The sequence below is a fragment of the Corynebacterium freneyi genome, assembly GCF_030408835.1.
GTDB classification, from domain to species: domain Bacteria; phylum Actinomycetota; class Actinomycetes; order Mycobacteriales; family Mycobacteriaceae; genus Corynebacterium; species Corynebacterium freneyi.
Map to the genome: position 1 here is coordinate 1049012 of NZ_CP047357.1, position 17998 is coordinate 1067009.

A 17998-nucleotide genomic window follows, 5' to 3' on the forward strand; every position below is an offset into this window, starting at 1 on the left:
CCATGGCCCAGGAACTGCTGCCGGGCCAGAAGGTCCGGGTGACGGTGCCGGGTTCGTCCGCGAACCTCGGTCCCGGGTTCGACACCCTGGGTCTGGCTCTGTCCATCTACGACACCGTCGAGGTCGAGGTCATCGAGGCCGGCGTCGAGGTGGAGATCTACGGCGAAGGCGCCGAGGAGCTGCCGACCAACGAATCGCACCTGGTGGTCCGCGCCATCCGCTCGGGTCTGCGCGCCGCGGGCATGGAGGCCCCGGGCCTGCGCGTGGTGTGCCACAACACGATCCCGCAGTCGCGTGGCCTGGGTTCGTCGGCCGCGGCCGCCGTCGCCGGCGTCGCCGCCGCCAACGGCCTGTGCGGATTTCCGCTGTCGGAGGATCAGGTGATCCAGGAGGCGTCCGTCTTCGAGGGCCACCCCGACAACGCCGCCGCGTCCGTGCTCGGCGGGGCGGTGGTCAGCTGGACCGACAAGCCCGTCGACGGCCGCACCGCCCCGCAGTACCGGGCCGTCGGCCTCGACGTGCACCCGGACATCCGCGCCACCGCGCTGGTGCCGTCGTTCCACGCCTCGACCAACGCCGTGCGCCAGGTGCTGCCGTCCGACGTCAGCCACATCGACGCCCGCTTCAACGTCTCCCGCGTGGCCGTCATGGTCACCGCGCTGACCAGCCACCCGGAACTGCTGTGGGAGGGCACCCGCGATCGCCTGCACCAGACGTACCGCGCCGAGGTGCTGCCGGTGACCGCCGAATGGGTCAACCGCCTGCGCAACCGCGGATACGCCGCGTTCCTGTCGGGCGCCGGCCCGACCTGCCTGGTCCTGTCCACCGAGGAAATCCCCGCCAAGGTGCTCGACGAGGCCCGCGAAGCCGGCATCAAGGTCATGGAGCTGACCGTCGCCGGACCGGTCCAGGTCGAGGTGGAAAGCTAGGACTCACCGCAGCCGCAGCAAAAAGACGCCCCGGGTTCGGGGCGTCGACGCGGGCCGTCGTCACGCAAAAACCGTACGGCCCGCCGGGCCCGGGCTACTTCTCGCCCGGGCCCTTCAGCTTGATGACGTCGAGTTCGCCCGCCGCCAAATGCGCGCGCAGGTCCTTCTTGTCGAACTTGTCCACCGACGTCTTGTCGATGTGATCGACGAACGCCCAGTAGTCCGGCAGCATCCACTTCGGCAGCTTCGGGCGCAGCTCGTCGCGAAGCTTCTCCGCCTGATCGCGGTCGGCGGGCACATCCGGGTAGAGGACCGTGACGGCCAGCGGGCGCTCGCCCCATTTGTCGTCGGGCACGCCGATGACGGCGCACTCGACGACCTCCCGCGACTCCATGACCAGGTTCTCCAGCTGCACCGAGTAGATCCACTCGCCGCCGGAGCGGATGACGTCCTTCGCGCGGTCCTGCACCGTGAGGTAGCCATTGCGGGTGATCGACCCGACGTCGCCGGTGCGCAGCCACCCGTCGGCGGTGAACCGCGACCGGGCGGTGTCGACCTCGTCGCCGCGGAAGACGTGGGCGTCGCCGCCGTCCTCCTCTTCCGGGGAGTGGTAGTACGAGCCGGTGACGGTGTTGCCCCGCACCTGCAGCTCGCCCTGGTTGCGGTCGTGGAGATCCAGCACGCGGCCGTCCTCGTCGACGATGCGGAAATCCATGATGTCGGGGAAGCGGCCCTGGCTGACGCGGTAGCGCTCGCGGGCCTCGCCGGACGCGCCCGACGGGGGTCGGGCGACCGTGCCCACCGGCGACGTCTCCGTCATGCCCCACAGGTGGATGACGTCGACGCCGTAGCGCTCCTCCCACATGCGGATCAGCGCCGGCGGTGCGGGGGAGCCGCCGACGAAGATGTCCTGCAGGCTCATGCGCTCCGGCGGGTTGTTCAGGTAGTGGACCATCAGCGAAATCCACAGCGTGGGCACGCCCTGCGCGACGCGCGGCAGAGAGGTGGCGATGATCTCCGCCAGCCTCGGCGCCGACAGATCCGCCCCCGGAAACACCATCGGGGCGCCGCAGGCGAAGCTCGCCAGGGGCACGCCCCAGCTCAGCACGTGATAGATGGGCACGCAGCACAGCCACGGGGTGCCGTGCGAGATGGCCAGCGAGTCGGTGGTGCGCACGTTGAGGCTGTGCAGGTACAGGGAACGATGCGAGTAGATGACGCCCTTCGGCGCGCCTTCCGTGCCGGTGGAGTAGCACATGGCCGCGCCGAGGGTCTCGTCCAATTCCGGCCAGTCGAAGGTGGACGGGCGGCCGTCGAGAAGCGCCTCGTAGGAGTACCAGGGCAGCCCCTCCGGCAGGCGCGACGCCGCCTCCTCCAGGCCCTCGGTGCCGGTGATGATCACCGCCCGCACGCCCGGGCACTCCGGCAGCATGCGGCCCAGCTCCCCGGTCAGGCGCGGGTCGCAGACGATGACCTCGTCGTGCGCGTGGTTGATGATGTGCACGATCTGGTCGTCCATCAGCTGCTGGTTGAGCGGCTGGAACACCGCGCCCATCGACGCCACCCCGAGGAACACCTCGAGATGCTCGGCGCAGTTGTACATCAGGGTGCCCACGCGCTGGTCGCCGTCGATGCCCAGCTCGTCGCGCAGCGCGTGGGCCAGGGCGGAGGCGCGCGACGCGATGGCGGCGAAGGTGGTGGTTTCGGGGCCGCCGTCGTGCCACGACGTCACCGTCGTGTTGGCGTGGATCGTGCGGCCGTACTCGAGGATCCTCGCCACCGAAAGCGGGATTTCCTGCATCGTGCTGCGCATGGGTACAGGGTAGCCCGAAGGTTGCGTCGACACGCCGCCCCCGCCCCGGTTGCCCCGCGGCGACGGCGGCGATTACTCTTGGGGGCCAGGACGCCGCGACGTAGACCGTCGGACCTCTCCGCCACCCCGTTTCCATCGCTTTTTCGCGACGCCGCCCGCGTGTGCCGGGTGGCGGGGGTTGACTTCAGGTTCCGCGATCGGCAGCGATCGCCCCCGGGGATTCGATTTGGGGGCGCAATGATCTCCGCGGCGTCGGCACCCCACGACACCCGCGCGACGGGATCGGCCGCCGGATGCGGCCGGGTAGATCGGGGCCGCGCAGTCCCGGCCCCCGCTTCGGGCCGCACCGGATCGATGGTGCGGACGATGAGTCGAGGGAAACACACGAAAGGATTTCCGTGACCGATACGGACACCACCGGCGCCAACCAGGGCCAGGAGAATCTGACGGCACTGCGCATGGCGGAGCTTCGCGCCATCGCTTCCGGCAAGGGCATCCGCGGCATTTCGGCGATGCGCAAGCATGAGCTCATCGCCGCGATTCAGGGGGCGGGGGAGGGCCGGGCCCCTGCGGCGAAGAAGCCGGCGAAGGATTCGGGCGAGGACGCGGGCAAGGGTTCCGCCGGGTCGCGCGGCGAGGATTCCGGCTCCGCCGGGCGTGACGACGACTCGTCCGCCGCCGATGACCGCGGCAACGACAAGAATGACCGCGGCGACGAGAAGAACGACCGCGACGACAACCGGGGCGGCAAGAACGACCGCGGCAACGATGGCGGCGACCGCAACGGCGGCACCGACGACAATCGGGGCGACAAGAACGGCAAGAACGACAAGAACGACCGCAAGGGCGGCAACGACGACAACCGTGGCGGCAACGACGGTCAGAACGAGTACCCGTCGCGGTCGCAGTCCCGTCGCGCCCGCCGCGAGCGTGCCCGCCAGCGCAACCAGGAAAACCGCGACAACCAGGGCGGTCAGAACAACAACGGCGGTGGCGACAACCACGGCGGGAACAACCAGAACAGCGGCGGCGGCGACAACCGCGACAACCACGGCGGCGGCGACAACCAGGGCGGCCGCAACCGCAACCGGAACCGCAACGACGACAACGAGGGGCGCGGCAACCGCCGCAACCGCCGCAATCGTCGGGACCGCAAGGGCCGGGACAACCAGGGCGGCGGCGACGGCGTGCGCGAGGGCGACGTCCTGCAGCCCGTCGCCGGCATCGTCGACGTGATGGACAACAACTCGGCGTTCGTCCGCACCTCCGGCTACCTGCCGGGCGCCAACGACGTCCACGTTTCCCAGCAGCTCGTGCGCAAGTACGGCCTGCGCAAGGGCGACGCCATCACCGGTCAGGTCCGCATGCCCCGCGAAGGCGGCGGCGGACAGGTCACCCACGGTTCAGGCCGCAACAAGCGCAAGTACAACCCGCTGGTGCAGGTCGACACCGTCAACGGACAGACCCCGGATGAGGCGAAGAACCGTCCGGAGTTCGGCAAGCTGACCCCGCTGTACCCGAACCAGCGCCTGCGCCTGGAGACCGAGCAGAAGATCCTGACCACCCGCGTCATCGATCTGATCATGCCGATCGGCAAGGGCCAGCGCGCCCTCATCGTCTCCCCGCCCAAGGCCGGCAAGACGACGATCCTGCAGAACATCGCCAACGCGATCGCCACGAACAACCCCGAGTGCTACATGATGGTCGTCCTCGTCGACGAGCGTCCGGAGGAAGTCACGGACATGCAGCGTTCCGTGCGCGGCGAAGTCATCGCCTCCACCTTCGACCGTCCCCCGTCGGACCACACCACGGTCGCGGAGCTGGCCATCGAGCGCGCCAAGCGACTGGTGGAGCAGGGCCAGGACGTCGTCGTCCTGCTCGACTCCATCACCCGCCTGGGCCGGGCCTACAACAACTCCTCGCCGGCGTCGGGCCGCATCCTGTCCGGCGGCGTAGACTCGAATGCGCTCTACCCGCCGAAGCGTTTCCTCGGCGCCGCGCGCAACATCGAGGGCGGCGGGTCGCTGACGATCATCGCCACCGCGATGGTGGAGACCGGTTCCGCCGGCGACACCGTGATCTTCGAGGAGTTCAAGGGCACGGGCAACGCCGAGTTGAAGCTGGACCGCAAGATCTCCGAGCGCCGCGTGTTCCCGGCGGTCGACGTCAACCCGTCGGGCACCCGCAAGGATGAGCTGCTGCTGGCCCCGGAGGAGGCCCGCATCATGCACAAGCTGCGTCGCATCCTGTCCGCGCTGGACCCGCAGGCCGCGATCGACCTGCTGATCAAGCAGCTGAAGAAGACGAAGAACAACCGCGAGTTCCTCATGCAGGTGGCGACTTCGGCGCCGATGGCCGCCGACGTGGACGTGGACGAGATGCTGTAGCCGAGGTCGGACCCCCTTCCCGGCGCTTGCCGTCGGCGGGGCCACGCGGCGCAGTCAATCCACTTCCATTTCGACGACGAGGAACATCCCATGGCCAATCAGGTTTCCGCAGTAGACGACATCCTGTCCGAATACCACGGGCTCGAGGCGCAGCTGGCCGACCCCGAGCTGCACAACGACCCGAAGCAGGCGCGCCGGGTGGGCAAGCGCTTCAACGAGCTGCAGCCGATCATCCAGACCCACGCCAAGCTGACGCAGGTCCGCGACGACATGGAGGCGGCCCGCGAGATGGCGGCCGAGGACTCCGAGTTCGCCGCCGAGGCCAAGCGCCTGGAGGTGGAGGAGGAGGAGCTCGAGGAGAAGCTCGCCGACCTGCTGGCTCCGCGCGATCCGCACGATTCCGATGACATCGTCATGGAGATCAAGTCCGGCGCCGGCGGCGAGGAGGCCGCGCTGTTCGCCGGCGAGCTGGCGCGCATGTACCAGCGTTACGCCGAGAAGCACGGTTTCTCCACGGAGATCCTCGGCCTGTCGGAGTCGGATCTGGGCGGCGTGAAGGACATGACCATGTCCATCCGCGCGAAGAATCCGTCGCGCGACGGCGCGTGGAGCGTGTTCAAGTTCGAGGGCGGCGTCCACCGCGTCCAGCGTGTTCCGGTCACCGAGTCGCAGGGCCGCATCCAGACTTCCGCCGCCGGCGTGCTGGTCTACCCGGAGCCCGACGAGATCGAGGACGTGCAGATCGACGACAAGGATCTGCGCGTCGACGTCTACCGTTCCTCCGGCAAGGGCGGCCAGGGCGTCAACACCACCGACTCGGCGGTGCGCCTGACGCACCTGCCGACCGGCCTGGTGGTCACGTGCCAGAAGGAGCGTTCGCAGATCCAGAACAAGGCCCGCGCCATGCAGGTGCTGGCCGCGCGACTGCAGCAGATGGCCGAGGAGGAGGCCGCGGCCAACGCCTCGGACGCCCGCAAGTCGCAGGTCCGCACGATGGACCGGTCGGAGCGCGTGCGCACGTACAATTTCCCGGAAAACCGCGTGTCCGATCACCGCATCGGCTACAAGGCCCACAATCTGGACGCGGTTCTCGGCGGCGACATGGAGGATCTGCTCAAGGCCCTCCACGACGCCGAGCGCCAGGAGCGCCTGGAAGCCGAGTAGTCGGTGTCGGCTCCGTCGACCGTCGGGTCGATTCTTTCGGAGGTCGCGGCCGCGCTGGCCGACGCCGGTTGCGCGTCGCCGCAGGCAGATGCCGAACAGCTGATGATGCACGTCAGCGGCCGGTCGCGCACCGACCTCATCCTGTCGCGCCGTGATCCGGTGGCGGCGGATGATCCCCTCGTCGCCGAGTTGCCGGCGCTGGTGGTCCGCCGCGCCGCCCGGGAGCCGTTGCAGCACATCCTGGGCACGGCGCCGATGGGCCGGTTGGAATTGGCCGTGGGGCCCGGCGTGTTCGTGCCGCGCCCGGAGACCGAACTCCTCGCCGAGTGGTGCATCACGGCGCTCGGGGATGTTGGGCTTGACGACGACCCGCATCGTCGTAAAGCAGGAGCACCGGCCGGGAACGGGCCCGTCGTGGTCGACTTGTGCACCGGATCCGGTGCGCTCGCGTTGGCCATCGCCGACCGGGTGCCCGCGGCATCGGTGACCGGCGTGGAACTCGACCCGGTTGCAGCCGAATGGGCGCGGCGCAACCTCGACTCCTGCCGCGAACTGTGGGCGGGGGAGGCCACGCCGCGAACCGGTGCGGTGCGCATCATCGCCGGCGACGTCACCGACCCCGGCCTCGTCGACGGCGCCGACGCCCCGCTGGCCGACCTGCGCGGCCGCGTCGACCTCGTCGTCTCCAACCCGCCGTACGTGCCGCTGGCCACCTACGTCGACGCCGAAGTGCGCCACGACCCCCATCACGCCGTGTTCGGGGGAGACGACGGACTCGACGTCATCCGGCCTATGCTGAACATCGTGCGCGAGCTGCTCGCACCCGGCGGCGCCGTCGCCATCGAACACGACGACGACTCCGGCGCCGACGTATCCGAACTGCTCGCCGGAACCGGATTTTGCCGCGACATCGAGGTTCACCGCGACCTCGCCGGGCGGGACCGGTTCACCACCGCGTACCGTTGCGGCGGCGGGCACCGCTGCGCGCGACGCGGCGCCACCGGAGACGGCGCCACCCAAAATGACTCCACCCGAGACACGAACGAAGGGACAGACCAGGCGACATGAGCATCATCCACGACTGCTCCACCGACGAAGGCCGCGAGAACGGCCTGAAGGCCGCCGTCGACGCGGTGCAGGCAGGCCGTCTGGTCGTGCTGCCCACCGACACCGTCTACGGACTCGGCTGCGACGCATTCAACAACGCCGCCGTCGCGTCCCTGCTCCGGGCCAAGCACCGCGGCCCCGACATGCCGGTGCCGGTGCTCGTCGGCTCGTGGACCACCGTCGACGGACTCGTCCGCGAGCACACCGCCGCCGGTCGCGCGCTCGTCGAGGCGTTCTGGCCCGGCGGGCTGTCCCTCGTGGTCAATCAGGCGCCCAGCCTGCCGTGGAACCTCGGCGACACCCGCGGCACGGTGATGCTGCGCATGCCGCTGCACCCCATCGCCATCGAACTGCTGCGCCGCACCGGTCCGATGGCCGTGTCCAGCGCGAACATTTCCGGCCAGGAGCCGGCGCTGACCGCGGTGCGCGCCAAGCAGCAGCTCGGCGCCGAGGCCGCGGTGTACCTCGACGGCGGGCGCGCGACCATCGGCAAGCCGTCGACCATCGTCGACCTGTCCGGCATGGAGCCGCGCATCCTCCGCGAGGGCGCCGTCACTGCGGAGCAGATCGGGGAGGTCCTGGGCAAGGACCCCGCCGCTTTGCGACGGCCCGCGGGCGCCTGATCGGCCGACCACCATGGGCAACGACGTCGCGCTGCTCGCCGCCTCCGGAGCCGGGGCCGGCGTGCCCCTCCGGGAACTGGCGCTGCTCGTCCTCGTCTCGGCGTCGGTGAGCTACCTGCTCACCGGAGTCGTCCGCTACCTGGTGGTGCGCAGCGGGCACCTGGACATGCCGCGCGAACGCGACGTCCACGACATCCCCAAACCGCGCCTGGGCGGGGTGGCCATGTACAGCGGCATCATCGTCGCCATTTGGGTGGCCAGCGAGCTACCCGCCCTGAACAGGGGATTTCCGCCGATGACGCCGGACATGTACGCCATGGTCGCCGCAGCGACGATCCTGCTGCTCGTGGGCATCCTCGACGACCTGTTCGACCTCGACGCCCTGACCAAATTCGCCGGACAGGTGCTCGCCGCCGTCGTCATGTCCCTGATGGGCGTGACGTGGTACCTCCTGTACATCCCATTCGGCGGCGGCACGACGCTCATCCTCGACCCGGTGTCGTCGACGTTGGTGACGGTGCTGTTCACCGTCGCACTGATCAACGCCATCAACTTCGTCGACGGCATCGACGGACTCGCCTCCGGGCTGGGCATGATCGCCTCCGGTTCGCTGCTCGTCTACTCGATGGTCATGCTCCACGACCAGGGCGGCACCGTGTCCGCCTACCCGCCCGCGATGATCTCCGCCTGCCTGCTCGGCGCGTGCATCGGTTTTCTGCCGCACAACTTCGAGCCGGCGCGGATCTTCATGGGCGACTCCGGCGCAATGCTCATCGGCCTGATGCTCGCCGGCGCGTCGGTGTCGGCGTCGGGGCGCATCTCGCCGTCGATGTACGGCACCGCCGATGCGCTGGCCCTCATGTCGCCGATCATCGTCGTCGTCGCCGCGCTGAGCGTGCCCATGCTCGACCTGCTGTTGGCGATCATCCGCCGCACCCGCCGGGGACAGTCGCCCTTCGCGCCCGACAAGATGCACCTGCACCACCGCCTGCTGGAAATGGGTCACAGCCACCGCAGGGTCGTGCTGGTGCTCTACATGTGGGTGTCCGTCGTCGCGTTCGGCGCCGTGGGCACCACCGTGTTCCCCGCGCCCTTCGTGGCCGTGGCCTTCGGCTTCCTGCTGGTGCTCGCCGTGGCGTTGACGATGGTGCCTATCTGGCGCCGCGGGGGAGCGGGTACCATGTCCCCCCGTGAGCGAAGACACTCCCATCAATGACGACGACCGCCTGACCGAAGGCACGGCCGGTGGCCCCTCGGATGCTGCCGACGCCGCCGCTACGGCGCCGACGTCGAAGTACGACGATCCGCGCATCCCGCTGCTGGCGGCCGCCCGTTCCGGCCTCATCGCGCTGGGCGTCCTCACCGTCATCTCCCTGCTCGTGTGGGGAGGCAAGGACGGCATGCCGGGCGTGTGGGGAGTGGTCCTCGGCGCGGCCATCGGCGGCGGTTTCGTTCTGCTGACCGTCGTGTCGGTGCTCGTCACCGCGCGGTCGACCCCGGCGATGACCGGAGCCGTGGTCATGTTCGGATGGCTTGCGAAGATCGTCGTGCTGATCCTCATCCTGCTCGTCATCAAGGACATGACCTTCTACGACACGATGGCGTTCTTCGTCACCGTGGTGCTCGCCCTCATCGTGACGCTCGGCGCGGAAGTGTGGGGGATGTCTCAGTCGAATCTCACGTACGTGACCGGAGGCTGACGAGGGCTCGACTCGAACGTGCGGACGATGGTTTCCGTTTGATGGCACGTCATCGCCGGTCATCACCCCCGATCATTTCCGCTTTCACCCGAAAACGGTGCAATCCCACAGGATCGAGCGCCGTTTTCCCGCTTTACGGGGTCGAATGCCCGGGGGTGTGCCCAATGTGAAAAACGTGCCGGAACTGTTATCCTGAGCGATGGGTAAGACGGCTTGCCCCCGTTTCGGGTTTCCCGCAGACGGGGGCGCAGGTCGGCGGCCGTAGAAATACGGGGTCGGCTTCGGCTGCCACCCCGTGTACGCCGTGCAGATGTGCGAATGGAATCGCCGGCGCTCCACGTTAAACGACGTCCTTCGCACCGCTTGACCCAGTTCATGCGGCCCAATCACGGGAGAGAACGCTGAGCGTTTCAACACTTGCCGCCACGAAGGGTGAGTTTCACTCACCCAACTTGCAGGAGGAGTACTTCCCGGGTGAGCTGTACGACCACTTCATCATCGGAGGTGCCGGCGACTGGTACGCCATGGACCGCCTGATGTTCGTTCGTCTGCTCATGGCCGTTCTCGTCGCCATCTTCTTCGTGGTCGCCTTCCGGCGGCCGAAGCTGGTGCCGACTGGACTGCAGAATGTCGCCGAGATGATGCTGGACTTCGTCCGCATCCACATCGCGGAGGAAATTCTGGGCAAGAAGGAGGGCCGCCGGTTCCTGCCGGTGCTGGCCACCATCTTCTTCCTGGTCATCTCGATGAACGTTGCGGCCGTCATTCCCGGCCTCAACATCTCGCCCAACGCGCGAATCGGCATGCCGCTGATTCTCGCGCTGTTCGCGTATGTCGCCTTCATCTACGCGGGCTCGAAGAAGTACGGCTTCTTCAAGTACGTGAAGTCTTCGGTCGTCATCCCGAACTTGCCGCCGGCGCTCCACCTCATCGTGGTGCCCATCGAGATCTTCTCCACCTTCGTTCTGCGCCCGGCCACGCTGACCATCCGTCTGATGGCCAACATGCTGGCCGGCCACATGGTCCTCGTTCTTCTGTTCGGAGCCACGAACTTCTTCTTCTGGCAGCTGAACGGCTGGACGGCCCTGTCCGGCTTGACCCTCATCGCCTCGATCCTGTTCACGCTGTTCGAGCTTCTGGTGATCTTCCTGCAGGCGTACATCTTCGCCCTGCTGAGCGCCGTGTACATCGAACTGTCGCTGCACGCAGACGAGCACTAGCAAGCCCGCCGCCGGGTCACCCGGCATCGGGCCCAACTTCATAGCACGACCCATTTGACCTCGCCCGGGCATCCACTACGACTCACGAGCCCGGGAATCCTCAGAAAGGGAACGGTTCATAATGAACGACGTCATCCTCTCCGCCCAGGACACTGTCGCCGCCGTCGACACCAACGCCGGCCTGAAGACCATCGGCTACGGCCTGTCGACCCTGGGCCCGGGCCTGGGCATCGGCATCGTCGCCGGCAAGACCGTCGAGGGCATGGCTCGCCAGCCCGAGATGGCCGGCCAGCTCCGCACCACCATGTTCCTGGGCATCGCCTTCACCGAGGCGCTCGCCCTCATCGGCCTGGTCGCCGGCTTCGTTTTCTAAGTCCGGACCTCAACTAAGCGGAGAACACTGAACCATGACGGATTTCATTACCTACCTGGCTGCGGGGGAGGCTCTTCCTCTGGAGGAGCAGATCAACCCCCTGCTGCCCAAGAACTATGACATCGTCTGGTCCATTGTCCCGCTCATTGTCATCCTGGTGCTGTTTTGGAAGCTCGTGCTTCCGAAGTTCCAGGAGGTCCTGACCGAGCGGGAGGACCGGATTGAGGGCGGCATCGAGCGTGCCGAGGCCGCGCAGGCCGAGGCCAAGGCCGCTCTCGAGAAGTACAACAGCCAGCTCGCCGAGGCCCGCACCGAAGCCGCCAAGATTCGCGATGAGGCCCGAGTCCAGGGTCAGAAGATCATCGCCGAGGCGACCTCGAAGGCCAACGACGAGAGCGCACGAATCATCGAGTCCGGTGAGAAGCAGCTGGCGGCCCAGCGTGAGCAGGTCGTCGCCGAGCTTCGCAAGGAGATGGGGCAGAACTCGATCAACCTCGCGGAGCGTCTGCTCGGCGAGCAGCTGTCCGACGACGTCAAGAAGTCGGGCACGATCGACAGCTTCCTCAGCAACCTTGACACCGTGGCCACGGCCGGAAAGTAGGCGACATGCACGCAGCTAGCCGCGAATCTTTGGCGCACCTCCGCACGGAGCTGGACGCCGCCGTCGGCGGTGCCACCGTCTCCGTCGCGAACGCGGCCCAGACCGGCTCCGAGCTTTTCGACGTCGTCGAAACCCTCGACTCCGACCGCGGCCTGCGTGTCGCCGTCGCCGACCAGTCGGTTACGGCGGAGCAGCGCTCCGGAATCATCCGGAGCCTGTTCGCTGGAAAGGTGTCCGAGACGACCCTCAAGGTCATCACCGACGCCGCCACGCAGACCTGGTCGAACTCGCGCGAGTTCCGCGCGGGCCTGGTGGAGCTGGGCCGTCGCGCCCTGCTGCGCTCCGCCGAGGGCCAGGGCCAGCTGGAAACGGTCGAGGACGAGCTGTTCCGTTTGGGCAGCATCCTCGTCAACGAGCCGCAGCTCGAGCAGCTGCTGGCCGACAAGGCAGCGACCCCCGAGGCGAAGCGGGGTCTTCTGGCCTCCGTGCTGTACGGCAAGGTCACCTCGGTGACCGAGGCGTTGGCGCTGCAGGCCGTCGGGCGCCCCGAGAAGCGCCCCGCGGACGACATCGACTCCCTGTCCCGGCTTGCCGCCGGCCTCCGGAATCGCACCGTCGCCCGTGTGACCAGTGCAACCGCTATCTCCCCGGAGCAGCAGCGTGCGCTGGCGGACAAGCTCGGCCGGCTTTACGGCGAAGAGATGTCCATCCACACCGAGATCGATCCGTCGATCCTCGGTGGACTGGTCATCCGGGTCGGCGATGAGGTCATCGACGGCAGCCTTTCGACGAAGCTCGAGAAGCTGCGCGTCGGCCTCGGCTGACGGATGGTTTGACGAAATTTCACTGGAAGTAGAATTTACCGAGAGCAGGAAGAACATGGCGGAGCTGACGATCTCCTCCGACGAGATCCGTAGCGCGATTGCGAATTACACCTCGAGCTACTCCCCGGAGGCCTCCCGGGAGGAGGTCGGCGTGGTCATCAGTGCTGCTGATGGCATTGCGCAGGTTGCGGGTATGCCGTCGGTCATGACCAACGAGCTTCTCGAGTTCCCGGGCGGCGTCATCGGCGTCGCACAGAACCTCGACACCGACAAGGTCGGCGTCGTGGTCCTGGGCAACTTCGAGTCGCTCGCCGAGGGCGACGAGGTCAAGCGGACGGGCGATGTCCTGTCCATCCCGGTCGGGGACAATTTCCTCGGCCGCGTTATCAACCCCCTGGGCCAGCCGATCGACGGCCTGGGCGACATCGAGGCCGAAGAGGACCGCGTCCTGGAGCTCCAGGCCCCGTCCGTGCTGCAGCGTCAGCCGGTCGAGGAGCCGATGGCCACCGGCATCAAGGCCATCGACGCGATGACCCCGATCGGTCGTGGTCAGCGACAGCTGATCATTGGTGACCGCAAGACCGGCAAGACCGCGGTCTGCCTGGACACCATCCTCAACCAGAAGGCGAACTGGGAGTCCGGCGATCCGACGAAGCAGGTGCGCTGCATCTACGTCGCGATCGGCCAGAAGGGCTCGACCATCGCCGGCGTGCGCAAGACCCTCGAGGAGCACGGCGCCCTCGAGTACACCACCATCGTGGCCGCCCCGGCCTCCGATGCCGCCGGCTTCAAGTGGCTGGCCCCCTTCGCGGGTGCCGCCCTGGGCCAGCACTGGATGTACCAGGGCAAGCACGTCCTGGTCATTTACGATGACCTGACCAAGCAGGCCGAGGCCTACCGTGCCATCTCCCTGCTGCTGCGTCGTCCGCCGGGACGCGAGGCGTACCCGGGTGATGTCTTCTACCTGCACTCCCGTCTGTTGGAGCGTGCGGCGAAGCTGTCCGACGACATGGGCGCCGGTTCGCTGACCGCCCTGCCGATCATCGAGACCAAGGCCAACGACGTCTCCGCCTTCATTCCGACCAACGTGATTTCGATCACCGACGGTCAGGTCTTCCTGGAGTCTGACCTGTTCAACCAGGGCGTCCGCCCGGCCATCAACGTCGGCGTCTCGGTTTCCCGAGTCGGCGGTGCGGCCCAGACCAAGGGCATGAAGAAGGTCTCCGGCAACCTGCGTCTGGACCTCGCGTCCTACCGCGACCTCGAGGCGTTCGCGATGTTCGCGTCCGACCTCGACGACGCTTCGAAGCGTCAGCTCGAGCGCGGCCAGCGTCTGGTCGAGCTGCTCAAGCAGAAGGAGAACGAGCCGCAGGCGGTGGAGTACCAGATGGTCTCCATCTACCTGGCCGGCGAGGGCGAGTTCGACGACGTCCCGGTCGAGGACGTTCGCCGCTTCGAGTCCGAGCTGATGGAGTACCTGTACTCCAACAACGACGCCGTGTTCCAGCAGATCGAGGGTGGCACGCCGTTCTCCGACGAGTCGAAGTCGGCTCTGAAGAGCGCCGTCGCCAACTTCAAGAAGGGCTTCCAGACTTCCGATGGCGCGCCCGTCGTGAAGGAGGCTCCGGCGGAGCCCCTCGCCGAGGGCGAGAAGACCAAGGAGCAGATCTCGGTCTCCCGCAAGTCCGCCGCGAAGTAGTCGGGGCGTGTTTGCAATGACCGTTATCGAAAAAGAAGGGAGGCGTTAGAACATGGCGAATCTTCGTGAGCTTCGCGACCGAATCAAGTCTGTGAACTCGACCAAGAAGATCACCAAGGCACAGGAGCTGATCGCGACGTCGCGCATCACCAAGGCGCAGCGACGCGTCGCCGACTCCCAGCCCTACGCCGACGAGATCGAGCGCGTCATCGGCCGCCTCGCCTCGGCTTCCTCGCTTGATCACCCGATGCTGCATGAGCGCGAAGGCGCGAGCCGTGCCGCGATTCTCGTGGTGACGTCCGATCGCGGCATGTGCGGCGGTTACAACCACAACGTCCTGAAGAAGGCCGCGGAACTCCGCGCGTCGCTGAAGGAAGAGGGTTACGAGACCGTCACCTACGTCACCGGGCGCAAGGGCATCGACTACTACGATTTCCGCGAGATGCCGATCGCCGGCAGCTGGGAGGGCTTCTCCCAGGATCCGGATTACGACCTGACCCACGACGTCCGTCGTCACCTGATCGACGGTTTCGTGGCGTCCTCCGACGGTGAGGCGAAGTACCGCGAGGGACTTCGCGTCGCCGAAGGCCAGGGCGTCCAGGGCTTCGACCAGGTCCACGTCGTGTACACGGAATTCGTGTCGATGCTGTCCCAGACCCCGCGGGCGCACCAGATGCTGCCCATCGAGCCGGTCATCGAGACCGAGGAGATCGAGCTGGGCGAGGACATGCTTTCCGACGGTGCCGGCGAGCTGCACCCGGACTACGAGTTCGAGCCGGACGCCGACACGCTGCTGGCCGAGCTGCTTCCGCAGTACGTGTCCAGGAGCCTGTTCGCCGTGATGCTCGAGGCCGCCGCCTCCGAGTCCGCGGCGCGACGCAACGCCATGAAGTCCGCGACCGACAACGCGACCGAGCTGGTCAAGGACCTCTCGCGCGTGGCCAACCAGGCCCGTCAGGCGCAGATTACCCAGGAAATCACAGAGATCGTCGGTGGCGCCGGTGCGCTCGACGACAGCGGAGAAAGTGACTAGATATGAGCACAGCTCTCAATGAGCAGAACACCGCGACGGCCACTGGCCGCATCGTGCGTGTCATCGGTGCCGTCGTCGACGTGGAGTTCCCGCGTAACGAGCTCCCGGCACTGTACAACGCGCTGACCGTGGAAGTGACCCTTCCGTCGGTCGCCAAGACGATCGTCCTCGAGACGGCGCAGCACCTGGGCGACAACCTGGTGCGCACCATCGCCATGGCCCCGACCGACGGTCTGGTCCGCGGCGCCGAGGTCACCGACACGGGCAAGCCGATTTCGGTTCCCGTCGGCGACGTCGTCAAGGGCCACGTCTTCAACGCCATGGGCGACTGCCTGGATGAGCCGGGCCTGGGTCGCGACGGCGAGCAGTGGGGCATCCACCGCGAGCCGCCGGCCTTCGACCAGCTCGAGGGCAAGACCGAGATCCTGGAGACGGGCATCAAGGTCATCGACCTGCTGACCCCGTACGTCAAGGGCGGCAAGATCGGCCTGTTCGGTGGCGCCGGCGTCGGCAAGACCGTTCTGATCCAGGAGATGATCACCCGTATCGCGCGTGAGTTCTCCGGTACGTCGGTGTTCGCCGGCGTCGGTGAGCGCACCCGTGAGGGCACGGACCTCTTCCTCGAGATGGAGGAGATGGGCGTGCTGCAGGATACGGCCCTCGTCTTCGGCCAGATGGACGAGCCGCCGGGAGTCCGTATGCGCGTCGCGCTGTCGGGCCTGACCATGGCGGAGTACTTCCGTGACGTGCAGCACCAGGACGTGCTGCTCTTCATCGACAACATCTTCCGCTTCACGCAGGCCGGTTCCGAGGTGTCGACCCTGCTGGGCCGCATGCCTTCGGCCGTGGGTTACCAGCCGACGCTGGCCGACGAGATGGGCGTCCTCCAGGACCGCATTACGTCGACCAAGGGCCGTTCGATTACGTCTCTGCAGGCCGTCTACGTGCCCGCCGACGACTACACCGACCCGGCTCCGGCGACCACCTTCGCCCACCTCGACGCCACCACGGAGCTCGACCGCTCCATCGCGTCGAAGGGCATTTACCCGGCCGTGAACCCGCTGACCTCGACGTCTCGCATCCTCGAGCCGTCCATCGTCGGCGAGGAGCACTACCGCGTGGCGCAGCAGGTCATCAACATCCTGCAGAAGAACAAGGAGCTCCAGGACATCATCGCGATCCTGGGCATGGACGAGCTGTCCGAAGAGGACAAGATCACCGTCCAGCGTGCCCGCCGCATCCAGCGATTCCTGGGCCAGAACTTCTTCGTCGCGGAGAAGTTCACCGGCCTGCCGGGCTCCTACGTGCCGCTGAAGGACACCATCGTGGCCTTCGACCGCATCTGCAAGGGCGATTTCGACAACTACCCGGAGATGGCCTTCGACGGCCTGGGCGGCCTCGACGACGTCGAGAAGAAGTACGCCGAGATGCAGAAGAAGTAAGGGGCGTTCCACATGGCTGACATCGCCACCGAACTGGTCGCCGTCGAGCGCAAGCTCTGGGAGGGCAAGGCCACTTCCGTGACGGCCGAGACCACCGAGGGTGAGATCGGCGTGCTGCCCGGCCACCAGCCGTTCCTCGGCCAGCTGGTCGAAAACGGCACGGTGACCATCCGGACCGACGACGGCCAGGTTCTGGTCGCCGCCGTCCAGGGCGGGTTCCTCTCCGTGTCCACGAAGAAGATCACCGTCCTCGCCGACAAGGCGGTTTGGGCCGACGAGGTCGACGTCTCCGACGCCGAGTCCCGCCTCCAGTCGGACGACCCGGACGTCAAGGCTCGGGCACAGTCCGAGCTGCGCGCCACGCGCCGCGCTTCGGGTGCCGCCTAGGCGGTAACCGGTCGCACGACCAGGTTCTCCACCCGCATCAGCGAGAGGGGGGCGCCGGAACCACACGAGAGTGTGGGGCCGACGCCCCCTTTTTCGTTTTACCCTGGGCCCAGCTTCCATTAAGATTTCCTTAATTCCCGTGTTCTTCCGGGGCCGCGGATTCCCTGCGCGGTGGACGGAGTCGAGCGAATCGAGGTCGGTGTGGACGCCCTGAACGTCTTCGTGGTGGTCGTGGCCTTCGTCCTGCTGCTCGGGGGAGCGCTGGCGATGTGGCGGTTCACCAAGTTGCGCTCCAAGGGCACGCCGGTGATCATCCGCCCGATTCCCGCCCAGGACGGCGCCGCGTGGCGCCATGGGGTGATGACGTACAACGAGGGCACCGCGCTGGTGTACAAGCTTCGTTCGCTTCGTCCGGGTGCCGATCTTTCCTTTCCCCGCAACGATGTCGAGATCCTCTCGCGCAGAGAGCCGACCGACGTCGAGGCGGGTTTTTTCGATTCAGGGCTCCACGTCGTCGCGCTGGCGGTGGCCGGCCAGGGGGAGTGGGAGCTGGCCGTCGACGATTCGGGTGACACGGCGCTGGTGGCGTGGGTGGAATCCTCGCCGTCCGCGCGTCAGACCCGCACCCTGCCGACGAACATCGAAGAGCGTTTCCGCCGCGTTCGGGGCCGCGCCCGGCGCCAGGGCCGGTAACGC

At 67.4% G+C, this 17998-nt stretch carries 17 protein-coding genes; 16 read left to right on the plus strand and 1 reads right to left on the minus strand.

The features are described from left to right. The first annotated feature begins 2 nt into the window (after positions 1 to 2). Positions 3 to 929, plus strand: a complete 927-nt coding sequence (gene thrB, locus CFREN_RS04815; RefSeq protein WP_035123363.1) for a homoserine kinase — start codon at positions 3 to 5, stop codon at positions 927 to 929. 94 nt (positions 930 to 1023) lie between these two features. Here the strand turns inward: thrB and CFREN_RS04820 are convergent, their stop codons facing one another. Further along, the gene (locus tag CFREN_RS04820) at positions 1024 to 2742 is read right to left on the minus strand and encodes a long-chain fatty-acid--CoA ligase (RefSeq protein WP_209653456.1); all 1719 of its coding nucleotides are present in this window, start codon (positions 2740 to 2742) and stop codon (positions 1024 to 1026) included. A gap of 398 nt (positions 2743 to 3140) precedes the next feature. On the opposite strand from CFREN_RS04820, the gene rho reads away from it, so the two are divergent. The 15 genes from rho to CFREN_RS04895 all read left to right on the plus strand — a co-directional run bounded on the left by rho (position 3141) and on the right by CFREN_RS04895 (position 17995). Continuing rightward, positions 3141 to 5129, plus strand: coding sequence for a transcription termination factor Rho (rho, locus tag CFREN_RS04825; protein WP_246580181.1), 1989 nt, complete (start codon positions 3141 to 3143; stop codon positions 5127 to 5129). A gap of 90 nt (positions 5130 to 5219) precedes the next feature. Next, on the plus strand, positions 5220 to 6293 hold the full coding sequence (gene prfA / locus CFREN_RS04830) for a peptide chain release factor 1 (RefSeq protein ID WP_035123366.1): 1074 nt from the start codon (positions 5220 to 5222) through the stop codon (positions 6291 to 6293). Between the two features lie 3 nt (positions 6294 to 6296). Next, on the plus strand, positions 6297 to 7361 hold the full coding sequence (prmC, locus tag CFREN_RS04835) for a peptide chain release factor N(5)-glutamine methyltransferase (RefSeq protein WP_224371684.1): 1065 nt from the start codon (positions 6297 to 6299) through the stop codon (positions 7359 to 7361). After that, a complete protein-coding gene (locus CFREN_RS04840) occupies positions 7358 to 8023 on the plus strand; it encodes an L-threonylcarbamoyladenylate synthase (protein ID WP_070522768.1) in 666 nt (221 codons plus the stop codon). Before prmC ends, CFREN_RS04840 begins: the two co-directional genes overlap by 4 nt. Before the next feature lie 13 nt (positions 8024 to 8036). After that, a complete protein-coding gene (locus tag CFREN_RS04845) occupies positions 8037 to 9239 on the plus strand; it encodes an MraY family glycosyltransferase (protein ID WP_070522770.1) in 1203 nt (400 codons plus the stop codon). A 94-nt stretch (positions 9240 to 9333) separates the two neighbouring features. Beyond that, positions 9334 to 9723, plus strand: a complete 390-nt coding sequence (locus tag CFREN_RS04850) for a Cg1360 family ATP-synthase-associated protein (RefSeq protein ID WP_070522879.1) — start codon at positions 9334 to 9336, stop codon at positions 9721 to 9723. Positions 9724 to 10124: 401 nt separating this feature from the next. Continuing rightward, positions 10125 to 10943: a F0F1 ATP synthase subunit A gene (gene atpB, locus CFREN_RS04855; protein WP_209654718.1), complete on the plus strand. Its 819-nt coding sequence runs from the start codon at positions 10125 to 10127 to the stop codon at positions 10941 to 10943. Between the two features lie 121 nt (positions 10944 to 11064). Then, positions 11065 to 11316: an ATP synthase F0 subunit C gene (locus tag CFREN_RS04860; protein WP_046651169.1), complete on the plus strand. Its 252-nt coding sequence runs from the start codon at positions 11065 to 11067 to the stop codon at positions 11314 to 11316. 34 nt (positions 11317 to 11350) lie between these two features. Next, on the plus strand, positions 11351 to 11917 hold the full coding sequence (locus CFREN_RS04865) for a F0F1 ATP synthase subunit B (protein ID WP_035123370.1): 567 nt from the start codon (positions 11351 to 11353) through the stop codon (positions 11915 to 11917). A gap of 5 nt (positions 11918 to 11922) precedes the next feature. Further along, a complete protein-coding gene (locus tag CFREN_RS04870; RefSeq protein WP_209653452.1) occupies positions 11923 to 12741 on the plus strand; it encodes a F0F1 ATP synthase subunit delta in 819 nt (272 codons plus the stop codon). A gap of 55 nt (positions 12742 to 12796) precedes the next feature. Next, on the plus strand, positions 12797 to 14440 hold the full coding sequence (atpA, locus tag CFREN_RS04875) for a F0F1 ATP synthase subunit alpha (RefSeq protein WP_070522780.1): 1644 nt from the start codon (positions 12797 to 12799) through the stop codon (positions 14438 to 14440). Positions 14441 to 14492: 52 nt separating this feature from the next. Beyond that, positions 14493 to 15473, plus strand: a complete 981-nt coding sequence (locus CFREN_RS04880) for a F0F1 ATP synthase subunit gamma (RefSeq protein ID WP_035123375.1) — start codon at positions 14493 to 14495, stop codon at positions 15471 to 15473. Between the two features lie 2 nt (positions 15474 to 15475). Beyond that, complete coding sequence (atpD, locus tag CFREN_RS04885) at positions 15476 to 16915, plus strand: F0F1 ATP synthase subunit beta (RefSeq protein ID WP_070522788.1); 1440 nt, start codon at positions 15476 to 15478, stop codon at positions 16913 to 16915. Between the two features lie 12 nt (positions 16916 to 16927). Beyond that, on the plus strand, positions 16928 to 17302 hold the full coding sequence (locus CFREN_RS04890; protein ID WP_035123379.1) for a F0F1 ATP synthase subunit epsilon: 375 nt from the start codon (positions 16928 to 16930) through the stop codon (positions 17300 to 17302). 171 nt (positions 17303 to 17473) lie between these two features. Beyond that, the gene (locus CFREN_RS04895) at positions 17474 to 17995 is read left to right on the plus strand and encodes a DUF2550 domain-containing protein (protein ID WP_246580182.1); all 522 of its coding nucleotides are present in this window, start codon (positions 17474 to 17476) and stop codon (positions 17993 to 17995) included. Positions 17996 to 17998: the final 3 nt, after the last annotated feature.